Source organism: uncultured Thiohalocapsa sp. (assembly GCF_913062725.1).
In the GTDB taxonomy this organism is placed as follows: Bacteria; Pseudomonadota; Gammaproteobacteria; order Chromatiales; family Chromatiaceae; genus Thiohalocapsa.
This window is the reverse complement of the sequence record NZ_CAJXWY010000008.1, coordinates 42,410-59,664: the sequence shown is the minus strand read 5'-3', so window position 1 is coordinate 59,664 and position 17,255 is coordinate 42,410. Positions and strand designations below refer to the sequence as shown.

At 65.9% G+C, this 17,255-nt stretch carries 18 protein-coding genes; 7 read left to right on the top strand and 11 right to left on the bottom strand.

Features of this window, described 5'->3' with window-relative positions:
• The first annotated feature begins 51 nt into the window (after window positions 1-51).
• The 3 genes from QZ588_RS03580 to QZ588_RS03570 all read left to right on the top strand — a co-directional run bounded on the left by QZ588_RS03580 (window position 52) and on the right by QZ588_RS03570 (window position 4,166).
• Window positions 52-681: a c-type cytochrome gene (locus QZ588_RS03580; protein WP_295540018.1), complete on the top strand. Its 630-nt coding sequence runs from the start codon at window positions 52-54 to the stop codon at window positions 679-681.
• A gap of 23 nt (window positions 682-704) precedes the next feature.
• Entirely contained in the window at window positions 705-1,991 is a 1,287-nt protein-coding gene (locus QZ588_RS03575; protein WP_295540014.1) for an NAD(P)/FAD-dependent oxidoreductase, read from the top strand.
• Window positions 1,992-2,213: 222 nt separating this feature from the next.
• A complete protein-coding gene (locus tag QZ588_RS03570; RefSeq protein ID WP_295540012.1) occupies window positions 2,214-4,166 on the top strand; it encodes an OmpA family protein in 1,953 nt (650 codons plus the stop codon).
• A 46-nt stretch (window positions 4,167-4,212) separates the two neighbouring features.
• Here the strand turns inward: QZ588_RS03570 and QZ588_RS03565 are convergent, their stop codons facing one another.
• Complete coding sequence (locus QZ588_RS03565; RefSeq protein WP_295540010.1) at window positions 4,213-5,700, bottom strand: bifunctional aminoglycoside phosphotransferase/ATP-binding protein; 1,488 nt, start codon at window positions 5,698-5,700, stop codon at window positions 4,213-4,215.
• Window positions 5,701-5,876: 176 nt separating this feature from the next.
• Here QZ588_RS03565 and QZ588_RS03560 point away from each other — a divergent pair, with 176 nt between their 5' ends.
• Window positions 5,877-6,077 (top strand): DUF2892 domain-containing protein, encoded by a 201-nt coding sequence (locus tag QZ588_RS03560; protein WP_295540008.1) that lies wholly within the window; start codon window positions 5,877-5,879, stop codon window positions 6,075-6,077.
• A gap of 113 nt (window positions 6,078-6,190) precedes the next feature.
• Here the strand turns inward: QZ588_RS03560 and QZ588_RS03555 are convergent, their stop codons facing one another.
• Both QZ588_RS03555 and pgl read right to left on the bottom strand, forming a co-directional pair.
• A complete protein-coding gene (locus QZ588_RS03555; protein ID WP_295540005.1) occupies window positions 6,191-6,655 on the bottom strand; it encodes a CopD family protein in 465 nt (154 codons plus the stop codon).
• Between the two features lie 39 nt (window positions 6,656-6,694).
• Window positions 6,695-7,396: a 6-phosphogluconolactonase gene (pgl, locus tag QZ588_RS03550; protein WP_295540002.1), complete on the bottom strand. Its 702-nt coding sequence runs from the start codon at window positions 7,394-7,396 to the stop codon at window positions 6,695-6,697.
• A gap of 315 nt (window positions 7,397-7,711) precedes the next feature.
• Here pgl and QZ588_RS03545 point away from each other — a divergent pair, with 315 nt between their 5' ends.
• The 3 genes from QZ588_RS03545 to QZ588_RS03535 all read left to right on the top strand — a co-directional run bounded on the left by QZ588_RS03545 (window position 7,712) and on the right by QZ588_RS03535 (window position 9,945).
• Entirely contained in the window at window positions 7,712-8,284 is a 573-nt protein-coding gene (locus QZ588_RS03545; RefSeq protein WP_295540000.1) for a two-component system response regulator, read from the top strand.
• A 151-nt stretch (window positions 8,285-8,435) separates the two neighbouring features.
• Entirely contained in the window at window positions 8,436-8,795 is a 360-nt protein-coding gene (locus QZ588_RS03540; RefSeq protein ID WP_295539997.1) for a TusE/DsrC/DsvC family sulfur relay protein, read from the top strand.
• 118 nt (window positions 8,796-8,913) lie between these two features.
• Window positions 8,914-9,945, top strand: coding sequence for a sodium:calcium antiporter (locus tag QZ588_RS03535; protein WP_295539995.1), 1,032 nt, complete (start codon window positions 8,914-8,916; stop codon window positions 9,943-9,945).
• 156 nt (window positions 9,946-10,101) lie between these two features.
• Here the strand turns inward: QZ588_RS03535 and ccoS are convergent, their stop codons facing one another.
• From ccoS to ccoO, 8 genes are all read right to left on the bottom strand, one after another.
• Entirely contained in the window at window positions 10,102-10,284 is a 183-nt protein-coding gene (gene ccoS, locus QZ588_RS03530; RefSeq protein ID WP_295539993.1) for a cbb3-type cytochrome oxidase assembly protein CcoS, read from the bottom strand.
• Window positions 10,285-10,346: 62 nt separating this feature from the next.
• Window positions 10,347-12,878 (bottom strand): heavy metal translocating P-type ATPase, encoded by a 2,532-nt coding sequence (locus tag QZ588_RS03525; RefSeq protein ID WP_295539990.1) that lies wholly within the window; start codon window positions 12,876-12,878, stop codon window positions 10,347-10,349.
• Window positions 12,879-12,968: 90 nt separating this feature from the next.
• Window positions 12,969-13,487, bottom strand: coding sequence for a FixH family protein (locus tag QZ588_RS03520; protein ID WP_295539988.1), 519 nt, complete (start codon window positions 13,485-13,487; stop codon window positions 12,969-12,971).
• Between the two features lie 64 nt (window positions 13,488-13,551).
• On the bottom strand, window positions 13,552-14,949 hold the full coding sequence (gene ccoG, locus QZ588_RS03515; RefSeq protein WP_295539985.1) for a cytochrome c oxidase accessory protein CcoG: 1,398 nt from the start codon (window positions 14,947-14,949) through the stop codon (window positions 13,552-13,554).
• Window positions 14,950-15,162: 213 nt separating this feature from the next.
• On the bottom strand, window positions 15,163-15,303 hold the full coding sequence (locus QZ588_RS03510; protein ID WP_295539983.1) for a hypothetical protein: 141 nt from the start codon (window positions 15,301-15,303) through the stop codon (window positions 15,163-15,165).
• 79 nt (window positions 15,304-15,382) lie between these two features.
• Window positions 15,383-16,306, bottom strand: a complete 924-nt coding sequence (ccoP, locus tag QZ588_RS03505) for a cytochrome-c oxidase, cbb3-type subunit III (protein ID WP_295539980.1) — start codon at window positions 16,304-16,306, stop codon at window positions 15,383-15,385.
• Window positions 16,293-16,499 (bottom strand): cbb3-type cytochrome c oxidase subunit 3, encoded by a 207-nt coding sequence (locus QZ588_RS03500; protein ID WP_295539978.1) that lies wholly within the window; start codon window positions 16,497-16,499, stop codon window positions 16,293-16,295. Before QZ588_RS03500 ends, ccoP begins: the two co-directional genes overlap by 14 nt.
• 1 nt (window position 16,500) lies before the next feature.
• Window positions 16,501-17,253 (bottom strand): cytochrome-c oxidase, cbb3-type subunit II, encoded by a 753-nt coding sequence (gene ccoO, locus QZ588_RS03495; RefSeq protein WP_295539975.1) that lies wholly within the window; start codon window positions 17,251-17,253, stop codon window positions 16,501-16,503.
• Window positions 17,254-17,255: the final 2 nt, after the last annotated feature.

The following is a 17,255-nucleotide window of genomic DNA, read 5'->3' as shown; positions in this document are numbered from 1 at the left end:
CCACCTCCGCCCGATCCGCAAAAAGCCAAAATATTCCCTTAAGGAGGAAATATGGCCAAAGCAACGATGATAACGGCCCTCGCTGGCGGCATTCTGGCCCTCGGCCTGTCCGCCACCGTCGCCGCCGACGACACGCCCACCGCCAAGATGCTGGTGGATACCTGCGCCGGCTGCCACGGCACCAACGGCAACAGCGTCGGCCCAGCTGCGCCGAGCATCGCCGGCATGGACCCCTACGTCTTTACCGACATGATGTACGCCTTCGCCAATGGTGACACCTACTCCACCATCATGGGCCGCATCGCCCGCGGCTACACCGAAGAAGAGTGGGAGTTGATGGGCGAGTACCTGAAGAGCCAGACGTTCGAGCCGGCGGATCAGACATTCGAGACCGCCCTGGTCGAGAAGGGCGGCGAGCTGCACGAGGAGTATTGCGAAAGCTGCCATGTCGAGGGGGGTAAGCCGCTGCCGGATGAAGAGGACTACTACATCCTCGCCGGACAGTGGACGCCGTATCTCCGCAACGCCATGAGCGACTTCCAGAACGACCGCCGTATCCTGCCGAAGAAGATGGGGCGCAAGCTCGAGAGCATGCTGGAGGCAGAGGGTGACGAGGGCCTCGATGCTCTTTACGCATACTACGCGTCCTTCGCGGGCGCAAACCAAGGCGACGACGAATAAACGCCCGAGAGGAGGAGCAGCTCATGAGTATGAACAGACGTGACTTCGTCAAAGCCACCGGTGCCGCCGCGGCGGTCGGTGCACTGGGCGTCCCGACACTCGCCCTTGGCAACACGAAAAAGGTCGTCGTGGTGGGCGGCGGCACCGGTGGCGCCACGGCCGCCAAGTACCTCAAACTGGCCGATGAGAGCATCGACGTCACCATCATCGAGCCAAACGAAAATTACTACACCTGCTACATGAGCAACGAGGTGCTCGGTGGTAAGCGGGGCCTGGACGACATCAAACAGACCTACGACGGCCTGAAGGCGCACGGCATCAAGGTGGTGCACGAAGCCGCCACCGGCATCGATGCGGATAAGAAGGTCGTGAAGACCGCCTCCGGCGAGTTTCCCTACGACCGCTGCGTTGTCTCCCCCGGCGTGTCGATGCTGTACGACAAGATCGAAGGCTACAGTGCGGAGGCGGCCACCAAGATGCCCCACGCCTGGAAGGCCGGCGATCAGACCAAGCTGCTGCGCGGCCAGCTCGAGGCCATGGACGACGGCGGTGTGGTGATCATCGTTGCGCCCCCCAACCCCTACCGTTGTCCGCCCGGGCCCTACGAGCGGGCCAGTCAGATCGCCATGTACCTGCAGACGGAAAAGCCCAAGTCGAAGGTGTTGATCCTCGACCCGAAGCAACGCTTTTCCAAGCAGGGCCTGTTCACCCAGGGCTGGGAGCGACTCTACGGCTACGGCACCGACAATGCGCTCATCGAGTGGCTGCCGGGCCCGGATGCGGCGGTGACCCGGATCGATGCGGACACCAAAACCTGCTACACCACCTTCGACGAGTATGCCGGAGCCGTGGTGAACGTGATTCCGCCGCAGCAGGCTGGCCAGATCGCCGTCGATGCGGGACTCGCAGACGACAGCGGCTGGTGCCCGGTGAATAAGAAAACCTTCGAATCCACCATCCACAAGGGCATTCACGTCATCGGTGACGCCGCCATCGCCACCGCCATGCCCAAATCGGGCTATTCCGCCAATAGCCAGGGCAAGGTGGCCGCCGCCGCCATCATCGCCATGATGAACGACGAAGAGCCCGGCGTACCCTCCTACGTCAATACCTGCTACAGCATCATCGGTAAGGACTATGGCATTTCCGTCGCCGCAGTCTACCGACTGAGTGAAGACGGGCAGACCATCGCAGGTGTCGAAGGCGCCGGCGGCCTCACGCCAACGGATGCGCCGGAGTTCGCGCTGGCACGCGAAGTGGAATACGCCTACAGCTGGTACGACAACATCGTTTACGATATCTTCGCCTGAGGATGTATCACCCGGCGGCGGCGCCATGAGCGCCACCCGCCGGGCGGTGTTTGTGTATACAGGGCCGCAAGGCCCTTTTTTTTGCACGGCTGCTGGGAGCATCCTGTCAACTGCCCCTTTCGCCCACGTCAGTTGGCGCCGGAAAATTGACCTATGCCGGGTATCATTCCGCCCCGAACGATCACCACAACAATGGCGTCATACCGCCCCCGGAGGAAGTAGATGTCTACGCACACCGACCAAGACCCGAATCTCTGGAAGATCTTCTTCTGGCTCTTACTGGCATGCCTGATCGGTCTCTACTTGATCTACGACCATCACGCCGAGGTCATCGAGCGCACGCTGGCCAACACCCAAGCGGCGCTCGCCGACGCCAGCGAGCAGGTCGCCAACGTCGACGACGAGCTTGCCAAGCGCGAAGCGGCCACCGCGAACGCTGAACAGGAGATCGCGCGCCTGCGCCAAGACCAAGCCGAAAGCGCCGAAGCACGCGAGGCCGCCCATACGGCGACGCTGGAGATGCTCAAATCGGAGCACGCGGCCAGCATGGACAGCCTGAAGTCAGAGCATGCCGACACCCTGGCCGGCATGCAGCGCAGTCACACCGAAACGGTGCAGACGCTCGAGCATGATCTCACCGCGACCGAACAAGCCGCAGAAACCCTGCGGCAAGAGCTCGCCAGCCTGCGTAAGCAGTACACGGCCATGCAGTATGAGCTGGAGCAGAACAAGGCCTCGGTGACAACGCTCAACGAGCGCCTGTTGGAGGTCACCGAAGAGAATCACGAGCTGAACGCCAAGCTCGCCGCCGACAATGAGACCATCGCCGGTCTGCACTTCGAGCTCAACGCCGCAAACCAACTGGAGGCGGCGCTGCGCGACAAGCTCGAGCGTGGTGCGGATCCCCAGGAACGCCTGCAAGTCCTCGTGGAAAAACAAGAAGCCGCAATTTTGGATCTGCAGGACAAGCTGGTCGCACTCACACGCGAGCGCGAGACCCTCGCCGCCCAAGCCAACGAGGCCACCAAGGCGGCGGCCGGGGCACCCACCGAGTGGCAGGCGGAGCTCGCCGCCAGCCAGGCCATCATCGCCGAGCTGAAGGCAGAGCTGGAAGCCGCCGTACAAGAGCGCGAGCAGGTGCAAGCGCAACTGGCGACGTCGCCGGAGGACGAGGCCCAGGCCGAACAGGCCATCGCCGAGCTCTCGCAGGCCCGGACTCGCATCCAGGCCCTGGAGACACAAACGGCAACGCTCGAGGAGCGACTCGCCGCCCGCGATGCTGCAATCGAGGAAGCCCGTGCCGCCGTTGCGACGGCCCCGAATGCCGACGACATCGCCACGCTGGAAGCCGAAATCGATGCATTGCGCGCCGAGCAGTCCGACCTTGCCGACGCACGTGATGTCGCGCAGCGCGCCGCCGCCGATGCCACGGCGGTGCTGGAGCGCGAGCGTGCCGCGCTGGCTGACATACGCGCCGCCATCGACGCCGAGCACGAACAACGCCTGGCGCAGGCCGACGCCGAGCTTGCGGATGCCAAGGCCGCGCTCGACCGGCAGCAGGCGGCGCTGCAACAGCGACTGGCCGCCGCAGAGGCGGCCGAGAAGGCTGAGGACGAGGCCGATGACGCGCGCATCACCGAGCTGAGCGAGCGCGTCGAGACATTGGAGGCACAACTGACGGCAGCCCAGCGAGCCAGCGCCGACCTTGAGGAGGCGCTCGCCAGCGCGGAGGCCGGACAGGCGTCCGCCGAGCGTCTGCAGACCCTCTATCGTGAAGCCGCCGAGCTCGGGGGTCGGCTGACCGACGCCGGCATCCTGCTCGAGCTTCCCAGCGACGAAGTGCCCTTCGCCCCGGGCACCGCGACCTTGCCGGATGCCGAGCTGCCGACCCTGGATCGTATCGCCGCATTCCTGACGGCGCATCCGACGCTCAGCGTGCGCATCGAAGGTCACACCGACAGTTCCGGCAGTGCCGAGACCAACGAGGCACTTTCCCTGGCGCGGGCGCGCGCGGTGATGGGGGCACTGGTTGCGCGTGGGATTGTGGCTGCGCGCATCAGCGCCGAGGGACTCGGCGCCGCCCGGCCCATTGCCGACAATGCCACCGAGCGGGGCCGGCGCGAGAACCGCCGCGTGGAGGTCTATGCCATCCGCGCCGACGCCGGCGAGCGCTGAGCCGCAGCCCGGCAGACCGTCCAAGACAGCCTGAGCCGCAGACCATTCAGCGCATGGCCGTTCCCGACCCGATGAGGACTGGCAGGAGCCGGTCCAGGGCCGGCGGCTTGCGTGTGTCGACAAAGATGGTCCGCGCCCGCTCCGCCGGCGTCAGCGCCTGCCGCAACTCCAGCTGATGCGCCAGCACCCGCAGGTCTGCCTCCGACGCATCCTGGCCCAGGCTATAACGCGCGGCAACGCGCCGGCGCAGGACCTCCTGCGGCGCATCCAGGGCCAGACAGTCGAAGGCACAGCCCAATGCCGCCGCCAGGGCCCGAAATGGCCGGCGCTGCTCCCGCGCGAGGAAGGTCGCGTCCACCAGGACGCCGTAACCCGCCTGCACGCACTGTCGTGCCAGCGATAGCAGGCGCGCATAGGTGCGCGCGCTGGCATCGGCGTCATAGATACCGCCTCCGGGCTGCGCCCGCGTACGGGCCAGGGGCGCGAGTGCAAATAGGCGCTTGCGCTCCACGTCCGAGCGGATGTGGATCAATGGCAGGTGCTCGGCGAGGGCCGCCGCCAGCGAGGTCTTGCCGGACCCGGACAGCCCGCAAACCAGTACGATGCGCGGCGCCATGAGCGCCCGACTGCAGGCCAGCGCTTGGCGCACATAGCCACGCAGGGCCTCGTCCTGGCGGGCATCGGCGTGATGATGCTGGGCGGCGCCGATAGCCGTGACCTTGGCCCGCACCATGGCCCGGTAAACGAGATAAAAGCGCAGCACCGCGAGCAAGCCATAGTCACCGCTGTGCATCAGATAGCCGTTCAGTAACCGGCGCGCCTGTGCCGTCTCGCCCACCTGCATGAGGTCCATGAGCAGGAAGGCCAGTTCGCTGGCTGTGTCGATCCAGCGCAGCGCCGGATTGAACTCGATGCAGTCAAAGATCAGCGGCGCACCGTCGCGCACCGCGATATTGCCCCGGTGGAGGTCGCCGTGACATTCGCGCACATAGCCGTCGATCCGCCGTTGTGCCAAGGTCGGGGCCAGGCCCTCGTACTGCGTCTGCGTCCACTGCTGCAGGCGCGACAGCTGTGCGGCGAGTTGGCCATTCGGCGCGACGGCATCGCGGATGACCGAGAAGTTCTTCAGCATCGGCGCGAGCACCTGGGTCGGCGTGCCATAGTCGGCAGCCGCCGACACCACCGGCGCGCCGGCGTGGAACGCCGCCAGGCGCTCGGCCAGGGCATCGGCGATCTCAGGCGTCAGACGTTGGCGCGTGAGCAAGGCCGTCTGGCTGAACCGGCGCATGTGCACCGCGTATTCCAGCACGGGACCGTCACCATCCAGCACCGGCGCTTCCCATGTGCCCGTGATGGGAACAACGCCCAGGTACAGCGCGGGCGCGAGGCGGCGATTGAGGCGCACCTCCTCCTCGGCGAAGCGGCGCCGGCGTGCCAAGGTGGAAAAGTCCAGAAAGCCCAGGTTCACGGGCTTTTTCAACTTGTAGGCATCGGCGCCCGCGAGCAGTACCCGCGATATGTGCGTCTCGTGCATGGCGACATCGCCGCACCCGGCGAGCCGCGCCCGCAGGTGTGCGACGAGCTGCGCTTGCCGACGGTCAGCACAATCGTTGTCAATACTGGAATCGATGCCGTCGGCACTTGCGCAAGACACTGTTTTTCCCCATGATTGAAGGAGCACAACATAAACACAGACGCATGAGGTAAATCATGTCCATTGAACGCATCGTGCTCGCCGTCGCCGGTAGCTTCATCCTGATCTCCGTGATCCTCGCCTACACTGTCAGCGAATGGTGGCTGCTGTTCACCGGCTTCGTGGGCTTGAATCTGCTGCAGTCGGCCTTCACCGGCTTCTGCCCCCTCGCCACCATCCTCAAGAAAGTCGGCAAGCAGCCGGGTCCCGCGTTCTGATGCAGCCGCCAGACGGCGGTTTGCTCTGATAAACAAAAAGGCCCCAACCGGGGCCTTTGCCGCGTCTGACCCGTACTCTGGGCGGGCATGCGTCACAAGCTCGGGCGGCGATCTCACTGCCAATAGCGACCGGCGGCACCGAGGACGGTCACGACCAGCCCGAGCGTGACATTAAGCAGTATGATGCGCCGAATCGTGGACAAACGCGCACCTGCGCCCGCCCAGTCCGCCGCCGCCACCTGCTGGCCGAGCGCGCGGTAGGGCACGAAGTAGAGATAGGCGAAGAGCCCTGTCATCACCAACGCCAGCGCCATCATCGCATGCACATGCCAGCCCATGGCAGCGTCGTAGATACCAGAGAAGATCCAGAAGCCGCTGCCCCAGAGCACGAGCACGGCGATCCAGACCCAGACGAAAAAACGCCTGAAAACCGCCAGCAACAGCGCCAATCGCTGCGGGGGCTGCAGTTGGGTCTGTGCGGACGGACGCAGCGCGAAGTGGGCAAAGAACATGCCGCCGATCCAGACGACGGTGGCGAGCTGATGCAAGGCGATGGCAATGGCGAGCTGCATGGACATGAGACTGCTTTGCTCTGATACCCGTTGACGCGCAGCGACTCAGCGGGCGTCCGAATGCGTCGGTGCGGCGGCCCGGTCCAGGAGCACCAGCGCGTTGCCGCCGACGGCCACCCGCGCCACCGGTAAGCCTTCTCCGGCCTGCCACCGCGCCACGGCCGCCTGCTTGCCGGTACCGGTGGCCAGCACCAGCATCCGCCGCGAGCGACACAGCGCTGACGGCGTCAGCGATACCCGATTAGGCGGCGGTTTTGGCGCATCGTGCACCGGCATCACCAGCGGACCGGGGCAGACCTCATGGCCCGGAAACAGGCTGGCGGTGTGTCCGTCTTCCCCCATGCCCAAGAGCACCAGGTCGAAGGGCACCGCCTCCGCCACCACTGGCTCGTAGGCCGCGCTGGCGGCTTCCGCGCCCTGCTCCGCCGGGATTACATGCACCTGCTGCCGCGGGATGGGAATCTGCGCGAGCCATGCCTCGTCGGCGGCGCGGCTGTTGCGCTCGGGTGCATCCGGCGGCAGACAGCGCTCGTCGCCGTGATACAAGTGCCAGCGGGACCAGTGCGCCTGCGCCTGCGCCAGCAGGCGATAAGCCGCGAGCGGCGTCGAACCGCCCGCGAGCACCAGGCGGAAGGCGCCCCGCGCGGTGATGGCGTCTGCGCCAGCTTCCAGGATCAACCGCGCCGCCTCGGCGGCGACGGCATCGGCATCCGCCAGTACATGTGTCTCGACACCGGTCAACTGCATGATGGTCGTCTCTCCCCAATCGGCGTACCAAGGGCCGCGGCAACGGCACCCACGGCGGACCAGCCGTCGCGCGCGGTCTTGCCCCTATGGTACGGGCTATGAGCGCCATGGCCTAGGCCAACGACCATCGAGCCGGCCACGGGCGGGCGGGCATCGGGGCCGTCACCGGGACTGCGCACGGAAACCACGCTCATCCGAGGCGGTGCACAAAACTGTGCACGGAGGTCGGGCAGGACCTACACTGCGCGCCCGCCCCAACCCGAGCATCGCCGTCCTCTGGGCTGGGCTTTCCACACCCAGCCGGAGCAAACGCGCATGTCACCACCCATGGTCCTGCTGATCGAAACCTGCGATGCCCAACGCTACGCCACGCGCCTCGCGCTCAAGTCCCTCGGTGCCGAGGTATGCCAGGCGCAGAGTGTCGTGCAAGCGCTGGCGCTGGCGGAGGCACGCCGGCCCGATCTGGTCATCTGCGCGCCGTCGCTCGCCGGGATGAATGCGCTGGACCTGCTGGAACTGCTGCGTATGCGCTCGGGTACCGATGCACCGCCGGTGGTCGTGCATTGCCATGACGACACCTGGCCGCTGGCGGCGGCGGCCCTGCATCGCGGCGCACTCGCCGTGGTGGACCCGGCCGCGCTTCGGGCGGGGCTTGCGGAATGGTTGCGCGCCGCGACCGATGACGCACGGGCACGAGTGCCGCCGACGACGGACCAAGCGCTGGACCAAGCGAGCGAACGACCGCCACCGCACACCGATGCAGCGCGCGCAGCGCCGGCGGCTTCACAGCCCCAGGCATTGATCAGCCGGTGCCTTGGCCAGACATTCGCCGGTGGCCTCCTGGGGCTGCTGCTCGGACTGTGGATCGCAGCGATACTGGCGCCTTGAGGCACGCTTCGACCAGCGATCGCGGCGGCCCGGCGAGCCGATACGGCGGTGAATGCTTGACGCCCGCAGTCGTGTCCAGTACCACTGCCGGTGCCCGCCGCTTGCGGATGCATCACGCGGAACGGGCGGACAACCAACGAGGACGACTCCCATGGCAGAGACGATGCAAGATATCCTGAATCCCGGTGCCCGGTCCCATGATCCGGACTTCCCGGAGGCACCGGTGGATTGGACCCGCGCGAGTGCCGAGGCAACCGCCCAAGACGAGGGCATCGCGCTGACGGACGACCATTGGGCGGTGGTCCGCGCGCTGCAGCACTTCTTTGCCGGGAACGAAGCACCGAGCGTGCGCGCCGTGCATGACGCCCTCGACGAACGCTTTCACGGCAACGGTGGCCTCAAGTACCTGTACGAGATCTTCCCGGGCGGCCCGGTGGCCCAGGGCTGCCGTCTCGCTGGTCTGGAACCGCCGGCCGGCGCCGTGGACCCCTCCTTCGGCAGCGTGCAGTGAGCCACTGACGCTGGACACCGGATCTGCCGCGGCGGTGGCGCAAGACCGCCAGTGGCAGGCCAGCAGATAGTCTGTGGGCACACAGCCCGGGCGCGGTAAGCGCCGATCAACGGTCACCATGGAACCAACAGCCGCCATTGTCTGGACACAGTACGGACTTTGCGTCCTGGCCATCGGCATCGCCGGTGTCAAGCTCACCGACTACGGCGACTCCATCGCCGACAAAACCGGCATGGGGGGCTCCTGGGTCGGGTTGGTGCTGATCGCCACCGTCACCTCCCTACCGGAGCTGGCGACGGGTATCACGGCTTCCACCATCGCACTGGTGCCGGATATCGCCGCCGGCGACATCTACGGCAGCTGCGTCTACAACCTGGTGCTGCTGGCGGTGCTGGATTTCTTCAGCCGCCGCGGGCCGATCCTCTCGCGGGTCCAGCGCCAGCACGTCATGTCCGCGGGCTTCGGCATCCTGCTGATCAGCATCTCCGCCCTCGCCCTGCTGGCCTCGAAGGCGGGGCTATCCACGCTGGCCGGACACCTGTCCTGGGGCACGCCGGCGATTTTGTTGGTGTACGCCGTCGCCATCCGCACCCTGCACGGCTATCGCGAAGCAGAAGTCGAAGCCTTCGCCGAGCAGGAACCGGACCGCTATGCGGCACACTCCCTCAAGTGGGTGGCGACCCGGTATGCGATGGCCGCCGCGGTGGTGGTGGCGGCGGGCATCGCCCTCCCCTATGTCTCCGAGGACATCGCGGTGGTGATGGACTGGAACCAGTCCTTCACCGGCACCCTGTTCACCGCACTCAGCACCTCACTGCCCGAGCTGGTGGTGACGCTGGCGGCGCTTCGCATCGGTGCGGTGGACATGGCCGCGGGCAACGTCCTCGGCAGCAACCTGTTCAACATCCTGGTGCTGGCCCTGGATGACTTGGTCTACACTCAGGGCGTCTTCTTCGCCGATATCTCCGAGAGTCACCTGGTGTCGGCGTTCACCGCCGTGGCCATGACCGGCATCGTCGTGACGGCCATCTACTTCCGCCCGCGCACGCGGGTGCTGGGGATCGGCAGCTGGCCGAGCCTGGCGCTGATCGGACTCTTCGCGCTGAACGCCTGGCTCTCCTTCTATATCGGCGAGACCGGGGCTCACTGATCGGCCGGCGGCTGCTTCATCACACCGCCCTGCCATGGAAGCCGCCTAACGCGTGCATCAAAGCCGCGGTCGGTTGCTGGCGGACGAGTGACAGGGGTGGTCGGGATTGTCTTGGGATGCTGTCCGCTCCACTGCCGCCCGGAGTGCAAGGGGCAGTCAGTCGTCCGTGTCCGGAAATCGCCGCGGATCACGCTCCTCGACATCGTCGTCCATGAGGATACGCTGGCCGTCGCCGTCGAGGTCTTCGAATTGCCCGCTGCGGGCCGCCCAGAAGAGCACGCCCACGGCGACGAGACCGAGCACCAGCATGCCGGGGATCAGACCGTAGATGACTTCCATCGCTGCCTCCGAGTGAGGTGTTCGCAAGACCGGTGCGCCGGCTGGCCGCGGGCCAGTCGGGGTCAGGTGCCGCGGCGAGCATTGCCCGGGCCGTCAGCACCGACCAGGCGGCGGATACGCGCGGAGTTGCCGATGACGGCGAGCGAGCTCAAGGGCATGGAGATGGCCGCCACCAGCGGCGTGATCAGCGCCGCCATCGCCAGCGGCACCATGATCACATTGTAGGTGATGGACAGGCCGATGTTCTGGCGGATGATCCGCAGCGTGCGCCGCGCCAGGCGACCGGCATCGCGGACCCGGCCGAGCTCGCTCGTGATGAGCACGATATCGGCGCTGGCGATGGACACGTCGGTGCCGCTGCCCACGGCGATGCCAACGTCCGCGCGCACCAGCGCCGGGGCGTCGTTGATGCCGTCACCCACCATGGCGACGCGCTCACCGGTGGCCTGCAGGCGTGCGATGGCGGCATCCTTGTCGGCGGGCAGCACCTCGGCGATGACCTGGTCCGCGCCCACGTCCGCGGCGATGGCCTCCGCCACCCGGCGCCGATCGCCGGTGAGCAGGGTCACGCGGATACCCTCGGCGCGCAATGCCCGAATGGTGTCGGCGGCATCGGCGCGCGGGCGGTCACGGAGGGTCAGTTGCAGGGCCGCCGCGCCATCGATGGCACAGAAGACGGTGCCGTCCGCGCTGTCGGCGCCGGCACCCGCGTCCGCGAGGCCGGCCGTCAGCGCAACGCCGTTGCGCGCCAGCCAGTCCGCGGTGCCGATGATGACCGGGCTGCCGTCTACCCGCCCGCTGACGCCATAACCCGGCGCGGCCGTGAAGTCGTCCACCGTCAAGGCCTTGTAGCGAATGTCGGCGGCCGCCGCCAGGTCCACCACGGCGCGCGCAGCCGGATGCTCCGAGTGCACTTCCAGCGCGGCGGCGCAGGCGAGCAACCGTCGCCGGGCATCGCTCCAGCCCGCCGGCGTGCCCACCGGCCAGTCGCCCTCGGCATCGTTTACTGCGATGACCCGCGGGCGGCCCTCGGTGAGGGTGCCGGTTTTGTCGAAAACGAAGTGGCCGATGGCCGACAGGGTCTCGAGCACGGCGCCGTTCTTCACCAGGATGCCGTGACGGGCGCCGGTGCCCGAGGCGACGGCGATGGCCATGGGCGTGGCGAGGCCAAAGGCACAGGGGCAGGTGATGATGAGCACCGAGGTGGCGGCCATGAGCGCCGTCTCGGCGTCCTGGCGCACCCAGAGGCCGAAGGTCACCGCCGCCAGCGCCAGGGTCACGGCGACGAACCAGGGCACGATGCGATCCGCCGTGCACTGGATGGGCGCCTTGCTGGCCTGGGCGGATTCCACCAGTTCCACGATGCGCCCGAGGGCGGAATCCCGCAGCACGGCGGCGACGCGCACCTCCAGGCTGCCGGTGCCGTTCAGCGTGCCCGCGGAGACACGATCGCCCACCGTGCGGGACACGGGCGTGGACTCGCCGGTGAGCATGGCCTCGTCGACGTGCGAGCGGCCGCGGATGACCGCGCCGTCGGCGGCGATGGTCTCGCCGGGGCGCACCAACATGACGTCGCCCGCACGTACGGCACGGATGGGCACGATGGCCTCTTCACCCTCGCGCAGCAGGGTCGCCACCCGCGGCTGCAGGTCCAGCAGGCGCTGGGTGGCGGACACCGCACGGCGCTTGGACATGGCCTCCAGATAGCGGCCGACGAGGATGACGAACAGGAAGTTCACCACCGTGTCCCAATAGACGTGGCCGCTGCCGGTGAGGGTGACGTACAGGGAATACAGATAGGTCATGGATGCGCCGATGGCGATGGGTAGATCCATGCCCAGGCGCAGTTGCCGCAGCCCGCGCCAGGCACCGGCATAGAACGGCCAGCCGGCGTAGGCCAGGGTCGGCGTGGCGATGAGCAAGCCGATCCAGTGGAACAGGCCGCGGAATTCGCCCTCGTCCGCCCCCGCGTAGAGGGCGATGGAGATCCACATCAGGTTCATCGCCGCGAAGCCGGCGAAGGCCATGCGATAGAGCAGGCGGCGGTTCTCGCGCTGGATGCTGCCCTCCGCCGCCTGTGGATCGAAGGGGACGGCGGCATAGCCAAGGTCTGCAAGGCGCTGCAGCAGCGCCGACAGCCGCACCCGGGTGCTGTCCCATTTGACCCGCAGCCGTCGGCCGGTGAGGTTGACCCGCGCCTCGCGCACGCCGTCGACACCGCCGAGTCCCTGCTCGATGAGCCACACGCAGGCGGCGCAGTGGATGCCCTCCACCAACAGGTTAACCTCGCGCTCGTCGGCGCTGCCCGTCACCACCTCCTGCTGGACCTCGTCGAGGTCGTAGAGCTTCAGGTCCTTGGGCGGCTCGGGGGGCGGGCCGAGGACCTGCCCTTCCGGCGCACGCCGGTAGAAGCCCTGCAGACCCGCCGCATGGATGGCCTCGCACACCGCCCGGCAGCCCTGGCAGCAGAAGTGGCGCAGACCGCCGCCGACGTCGGCGCTGATGCCCGCCTCGGCGGGCAGGCCGCAGTGGTAGCAGGGCTCGGGCGCCGGCTCGCCCTGCGCCAGTCGGGCGCTATCCTGGTATGCGGTCACTACGTCGGCTGCGGTTGCTGGACGAATGATGTGAGCGGCTTGCGCCGCGGATGCCCGACACGGACGGTGTCGTGCCGGGCACTGCGCCGTTTAAGGATGCAGCACGCTGATGCGCTCGGCGAAGCTATGTTCCTCGTCGCCATGGCGTACCGACACCAGCGTGTCCCAGATCCCACCCAATGGGAAGGTCACTTGCGCTTCGAACAGACCAGGACCGACCTGCGTCATGGGCAGGGAGAAGTCCCGTGCCGCATCCGATGGTCGGTAGACGTAGTACCTGACCTGCTCCGCTCGAACCGGCTGACCGACCTGATCCACGGCGGCGAAGCGCACCCTGCTCGCGGTTTCTGCACGGATATCAGCCGGTGTATCGATCTGGATGGTCCACTGCGGGCCCTCCGCCAGCCGCGTCTGGATCGTGCGCTCCACATCGCGACCCCGCTCGTAATAGTCGCCGCGAATCAGTCCCGGGTTCGTGGTGATGGCGAGCACCACCATGGTGATGTTGACGCCGAGCACCACGGCCACTGCGCTGATCCAGCCGATCACCCAGGGGTTTTTCCAGGTCCAGCGGCGGGCGGATGGGTGCTGATCGCCTTCTCGCTCCATACGCGGTCTTTCATCGACGGTCATAGTCGGGTTGTGCATGGGCAGCCAAGCTCGCGGGATTGGTTCAGGGTTTAGGGCCAAAGAAAGCACTCTCACGGATCGCTTCGACCTCGGTGCCGTCAGGCAGGGTCGTCGTCGCGACGAAGGTCAGCGGCATGTTCTCCGCCTCAAGATTCGTGCGATCGATCTTCACGAAAACAATGCCCGGGCTGACCTCGCCGTGCCTGGCGGCAATGGGCTCCTCGGCGCCGCTCACGGTCACAGGCACAGCGGACTGCACCGACACCGATACCATGAGGTCTTCGCTGCTCTTGTTGAGCACTTTCAACGTGTATTTGTTCTGAATGGAGCCATCGCTCAGTTGCACGAACAGCGGCGCGCGCTCGTGGAGAACCTTCAGCTCGATGGTCGCCAATGACGACAAGCCGTAAATGATGCCAGACAGCGCCAGCACCAGAATGGTCCCGTACACCCATACCCGGGGCCTGGCCGCCAAGGCCGGCACAGATTGCCCCTCCATCTCGTCGAGGGATGCATAGCGAATCAGTCCACGGGGCCGCCCCAGTTTGTCCATGACCGCATTGCAGGCGTCGATGCAGAGTCCGCACGTGATGCAGCCCTCCTGCTGACCGTTGCGAATGTCCACCCCTGTGGGGCAGACTGCGACACACTGATTGCAGTCGACGCAGTCACCAAGGCTTTGGGCTGCCTGCGTCTCACCCTTGCGCATGCGCCCGCGGGGCTCGCCACGCTGCTCGTCGTAGGTCGGCACTACGGTGGTGCGATCGAGCATCACACCCTGAATACGGGCGTAGGGACACAGCCAAAAGCACACCTGCTCGCGCAGCCAGCCGGCGAGCACATAGGTGCCGACCGTGAACAGCACCACCGATGCATAGACCGCGACATTGGCTCCGCCGACAAAGAAATCCTGCCAGAGCTTGTCGGCCCCGTAGAACCAGGCAACGAAACTGAAGCCGGTTACGAAGCCGATCGCCACCCAGGCGAGGTGTTTCACGACCTTGATACGGACTTTACGCGCACTCAGCGCAGACTCCGCCAGCTTGCGGCGCTGGGCTGGACTACCTTCAAGCTTCTCCTCGATCAATGTGAAGATATCTGTCCACACGGTCTGAAAGCAAAAATAGCCGCAGTAGACGCGGCCCGCCAGGGCCGTTGCGACGGCCAGCAAAATGGCGAAGAACAGCAGCAACAGCGACAGCATCCAGAAGTCTTGTGGCAGGACGGTCACGCCAAACAGGTGGTACTGACGGTTCGGGATATCGAACAGCACCGCCTGCCGACCGTCCCAGCGCAGGTATGGCCCGAGGAAAAAGATCAGCCAGACCGAGGCCGCGAGCCACTTGATCGTACGCCAGCGACCGGGGATGCGCTTGGCATGAATGGTCTCGTTGCCGGTGTTGACATGCCACTGCTCGGCCTCGGCATAGATCTCGTCCATGCCCACAGACTGGGCGCCACCGGAAGTACTCTCAGACATCGGGTCCACCGTGGTTCAATTGCGGGCCGCAACCGTGATCACGTCGGCGGTGCGGCGCTTCGCACTCGACACCGACGCAGCCGATCGACGCCGTCGACCCGCAGTCACACTCGTCAAAAAAAAGGGGATCTGCACGATCCCCGTTGCTCCGCCTGTCCTCCTCGTTTGTCTTTTTCAGGACTGCTCGCCGCCGCTCTTATGGCGTTCGGCGTCCGCGTTCATCAGCTTCACCACCTTGAAGGCCAGGTAAATAAAGATGACCACGGCAATGACGACGCTAATAATCGAGCCCCAGAAAACCGCGTCTAGGTGCATGCTCTCCTCCTCGGCTCCCGTGTGTGTGGCCGACCGGCGTCGCGCCGGCGGGCAGGCCCGCCGGCTGCCGGACTAGCCCTTACTGACCACCGCCCAGCTGGTGGACGTAAACCGTGAGCATCTTGATCTGCTGCGGGGTCAGCTTGCCCTCCAACTGCCCGACATTGGAGAAGGCCGGCATGACCGCGTCACGGGTCTCGTCCACCCCGGGCTGGTTGACCCCATACTTGATGGTGTGCTTCGCGCTCTCATAACCGCCGGGCCGGAATCGCCAGATGCTGTCGGTGAGGTTTGCGGCGCCAACGGTCACGACCTCGCCGTTGGGCAATTCCGCCAGAACGCCGTCGCCCTTGACACCGTGGCAGGCGTTACAGCCCTTTTCATTATACAACGCCCAGCCGGCCTCACTACCGCCTCCGCCGTCAGCAAGCTCGACGACGAACTGAGAGAGGCCGTCGATCTCGTCGTCGGTGAGGATCGCGGCGTGGGCGGTCATCGCGCCCTTGCGGCCGTTGGTGATGGACTCGGTGATCTTACCCAGAGAGCCACCGTAGAGCCAGTCGTCATCGGCGAGCACCGGGTAGCCGGGATTACCCTGACCACCGCTGCCGTGACAGCCCGCGCAGTAGTCACCGAACAGCACCTTGGAGGACGCCAGTGTGTACTGCAGCAGACCCGGGTCGGCGATGATCTGGTCCGGCGACATGCCCGCGATCTGCTCGTCATACTGGGCGCGGACGGCCTGCACCTGCGCCATCCCCTGCTCGTATTCCTTGATCGAGCTCCAGCCGAGGATACCCGGCGTGAAGTCTTCCTTGCCATCGGACATGCCGGGCAGTGCCGGCCACATGGGATAGAGAATCGCATACAGCACCCACCAGGCGACTGAGACCCAGAAGGCGATCATCCACCAACGCGGTGGCGGGTTGTTCAGTTCCCGCAGGTTACCATCCCAGAAATGCCCGGTGTTGTTCTCACCGGGGAAAGGGTTATTTTCCGCCATCGTTATCTCCGAGGTCTTCGATATCTTCGTCGAAGGGGATGTGCTTTCGAGCTTCGAGCTTGTCGCGATTCTTCGGCCGAAATACCTGAAAATAGGCGACTACCATCAGCACGAAGATGACGACGGTGAGGATGAGGCCGGCCCAGTCGCTCACCGTCATCGCGCCCCAGTCGGTTGTGAAATAGTCCGACATGCTATTGACGGTAATCGACACCTGGCTCCAGCTTGGCCATGATGCCGAGGACCTGGAGGTACGCGATCATCGCATCCATCTCAGTCTTGCCATCGACCAGAGCCGGCGCATTTTCGATATCGGCGTCGTTGTAGGGAACGCCGATGGCACGTAGTCCTTTCATGTGTCGCTGCATCTTCTTGCCCTTCAGTGCGCGCTCCGCCAACCAGGGGTATGCCGGCATCACGGACTCCGGTACCACCGATTGCGGATCGACCAAATGCTGCCGGTGCCACTCGTCCGAGTATTTACCGCCGAGTCGCGCCATATCTGGCCCGGTGCGCTTCGATCCCCACTGGAAGGGATGGTCGAACATGGACTCCGAGGCGAGCGAGTAGTGGCCGTAGCGCTCGCGCTCATCGCGGAACGGTCGCACCATCTGGGAGTGGCACAGGTAGCAGCCTTCGCGCTGATAGATATCTCGACCCGCCAGCTCAAGCGCCGTGTAGGGACGGACGCCGTCGCCCGGCTGCCAGTTCCACTGCTCTTTGCCGTCGGCGCTCACGGTGACGATGGGCTCTGACCCGGGGTTCTCCTTGTTCCATACGATCTCGGGGAAGCGGTTCGCCTCTTCGGTGCTCTTGAGATAGAAGAGCGGCACGATCTCGACGATGCCACCGATGGAGAGCACGATGGCCACTACGATGAGCAGGCCCCAGATGTTGCGCTCCATGCGCTCCTGGAAGTTCTTCGGAGGGGTGTTGCTGTCGGACATTG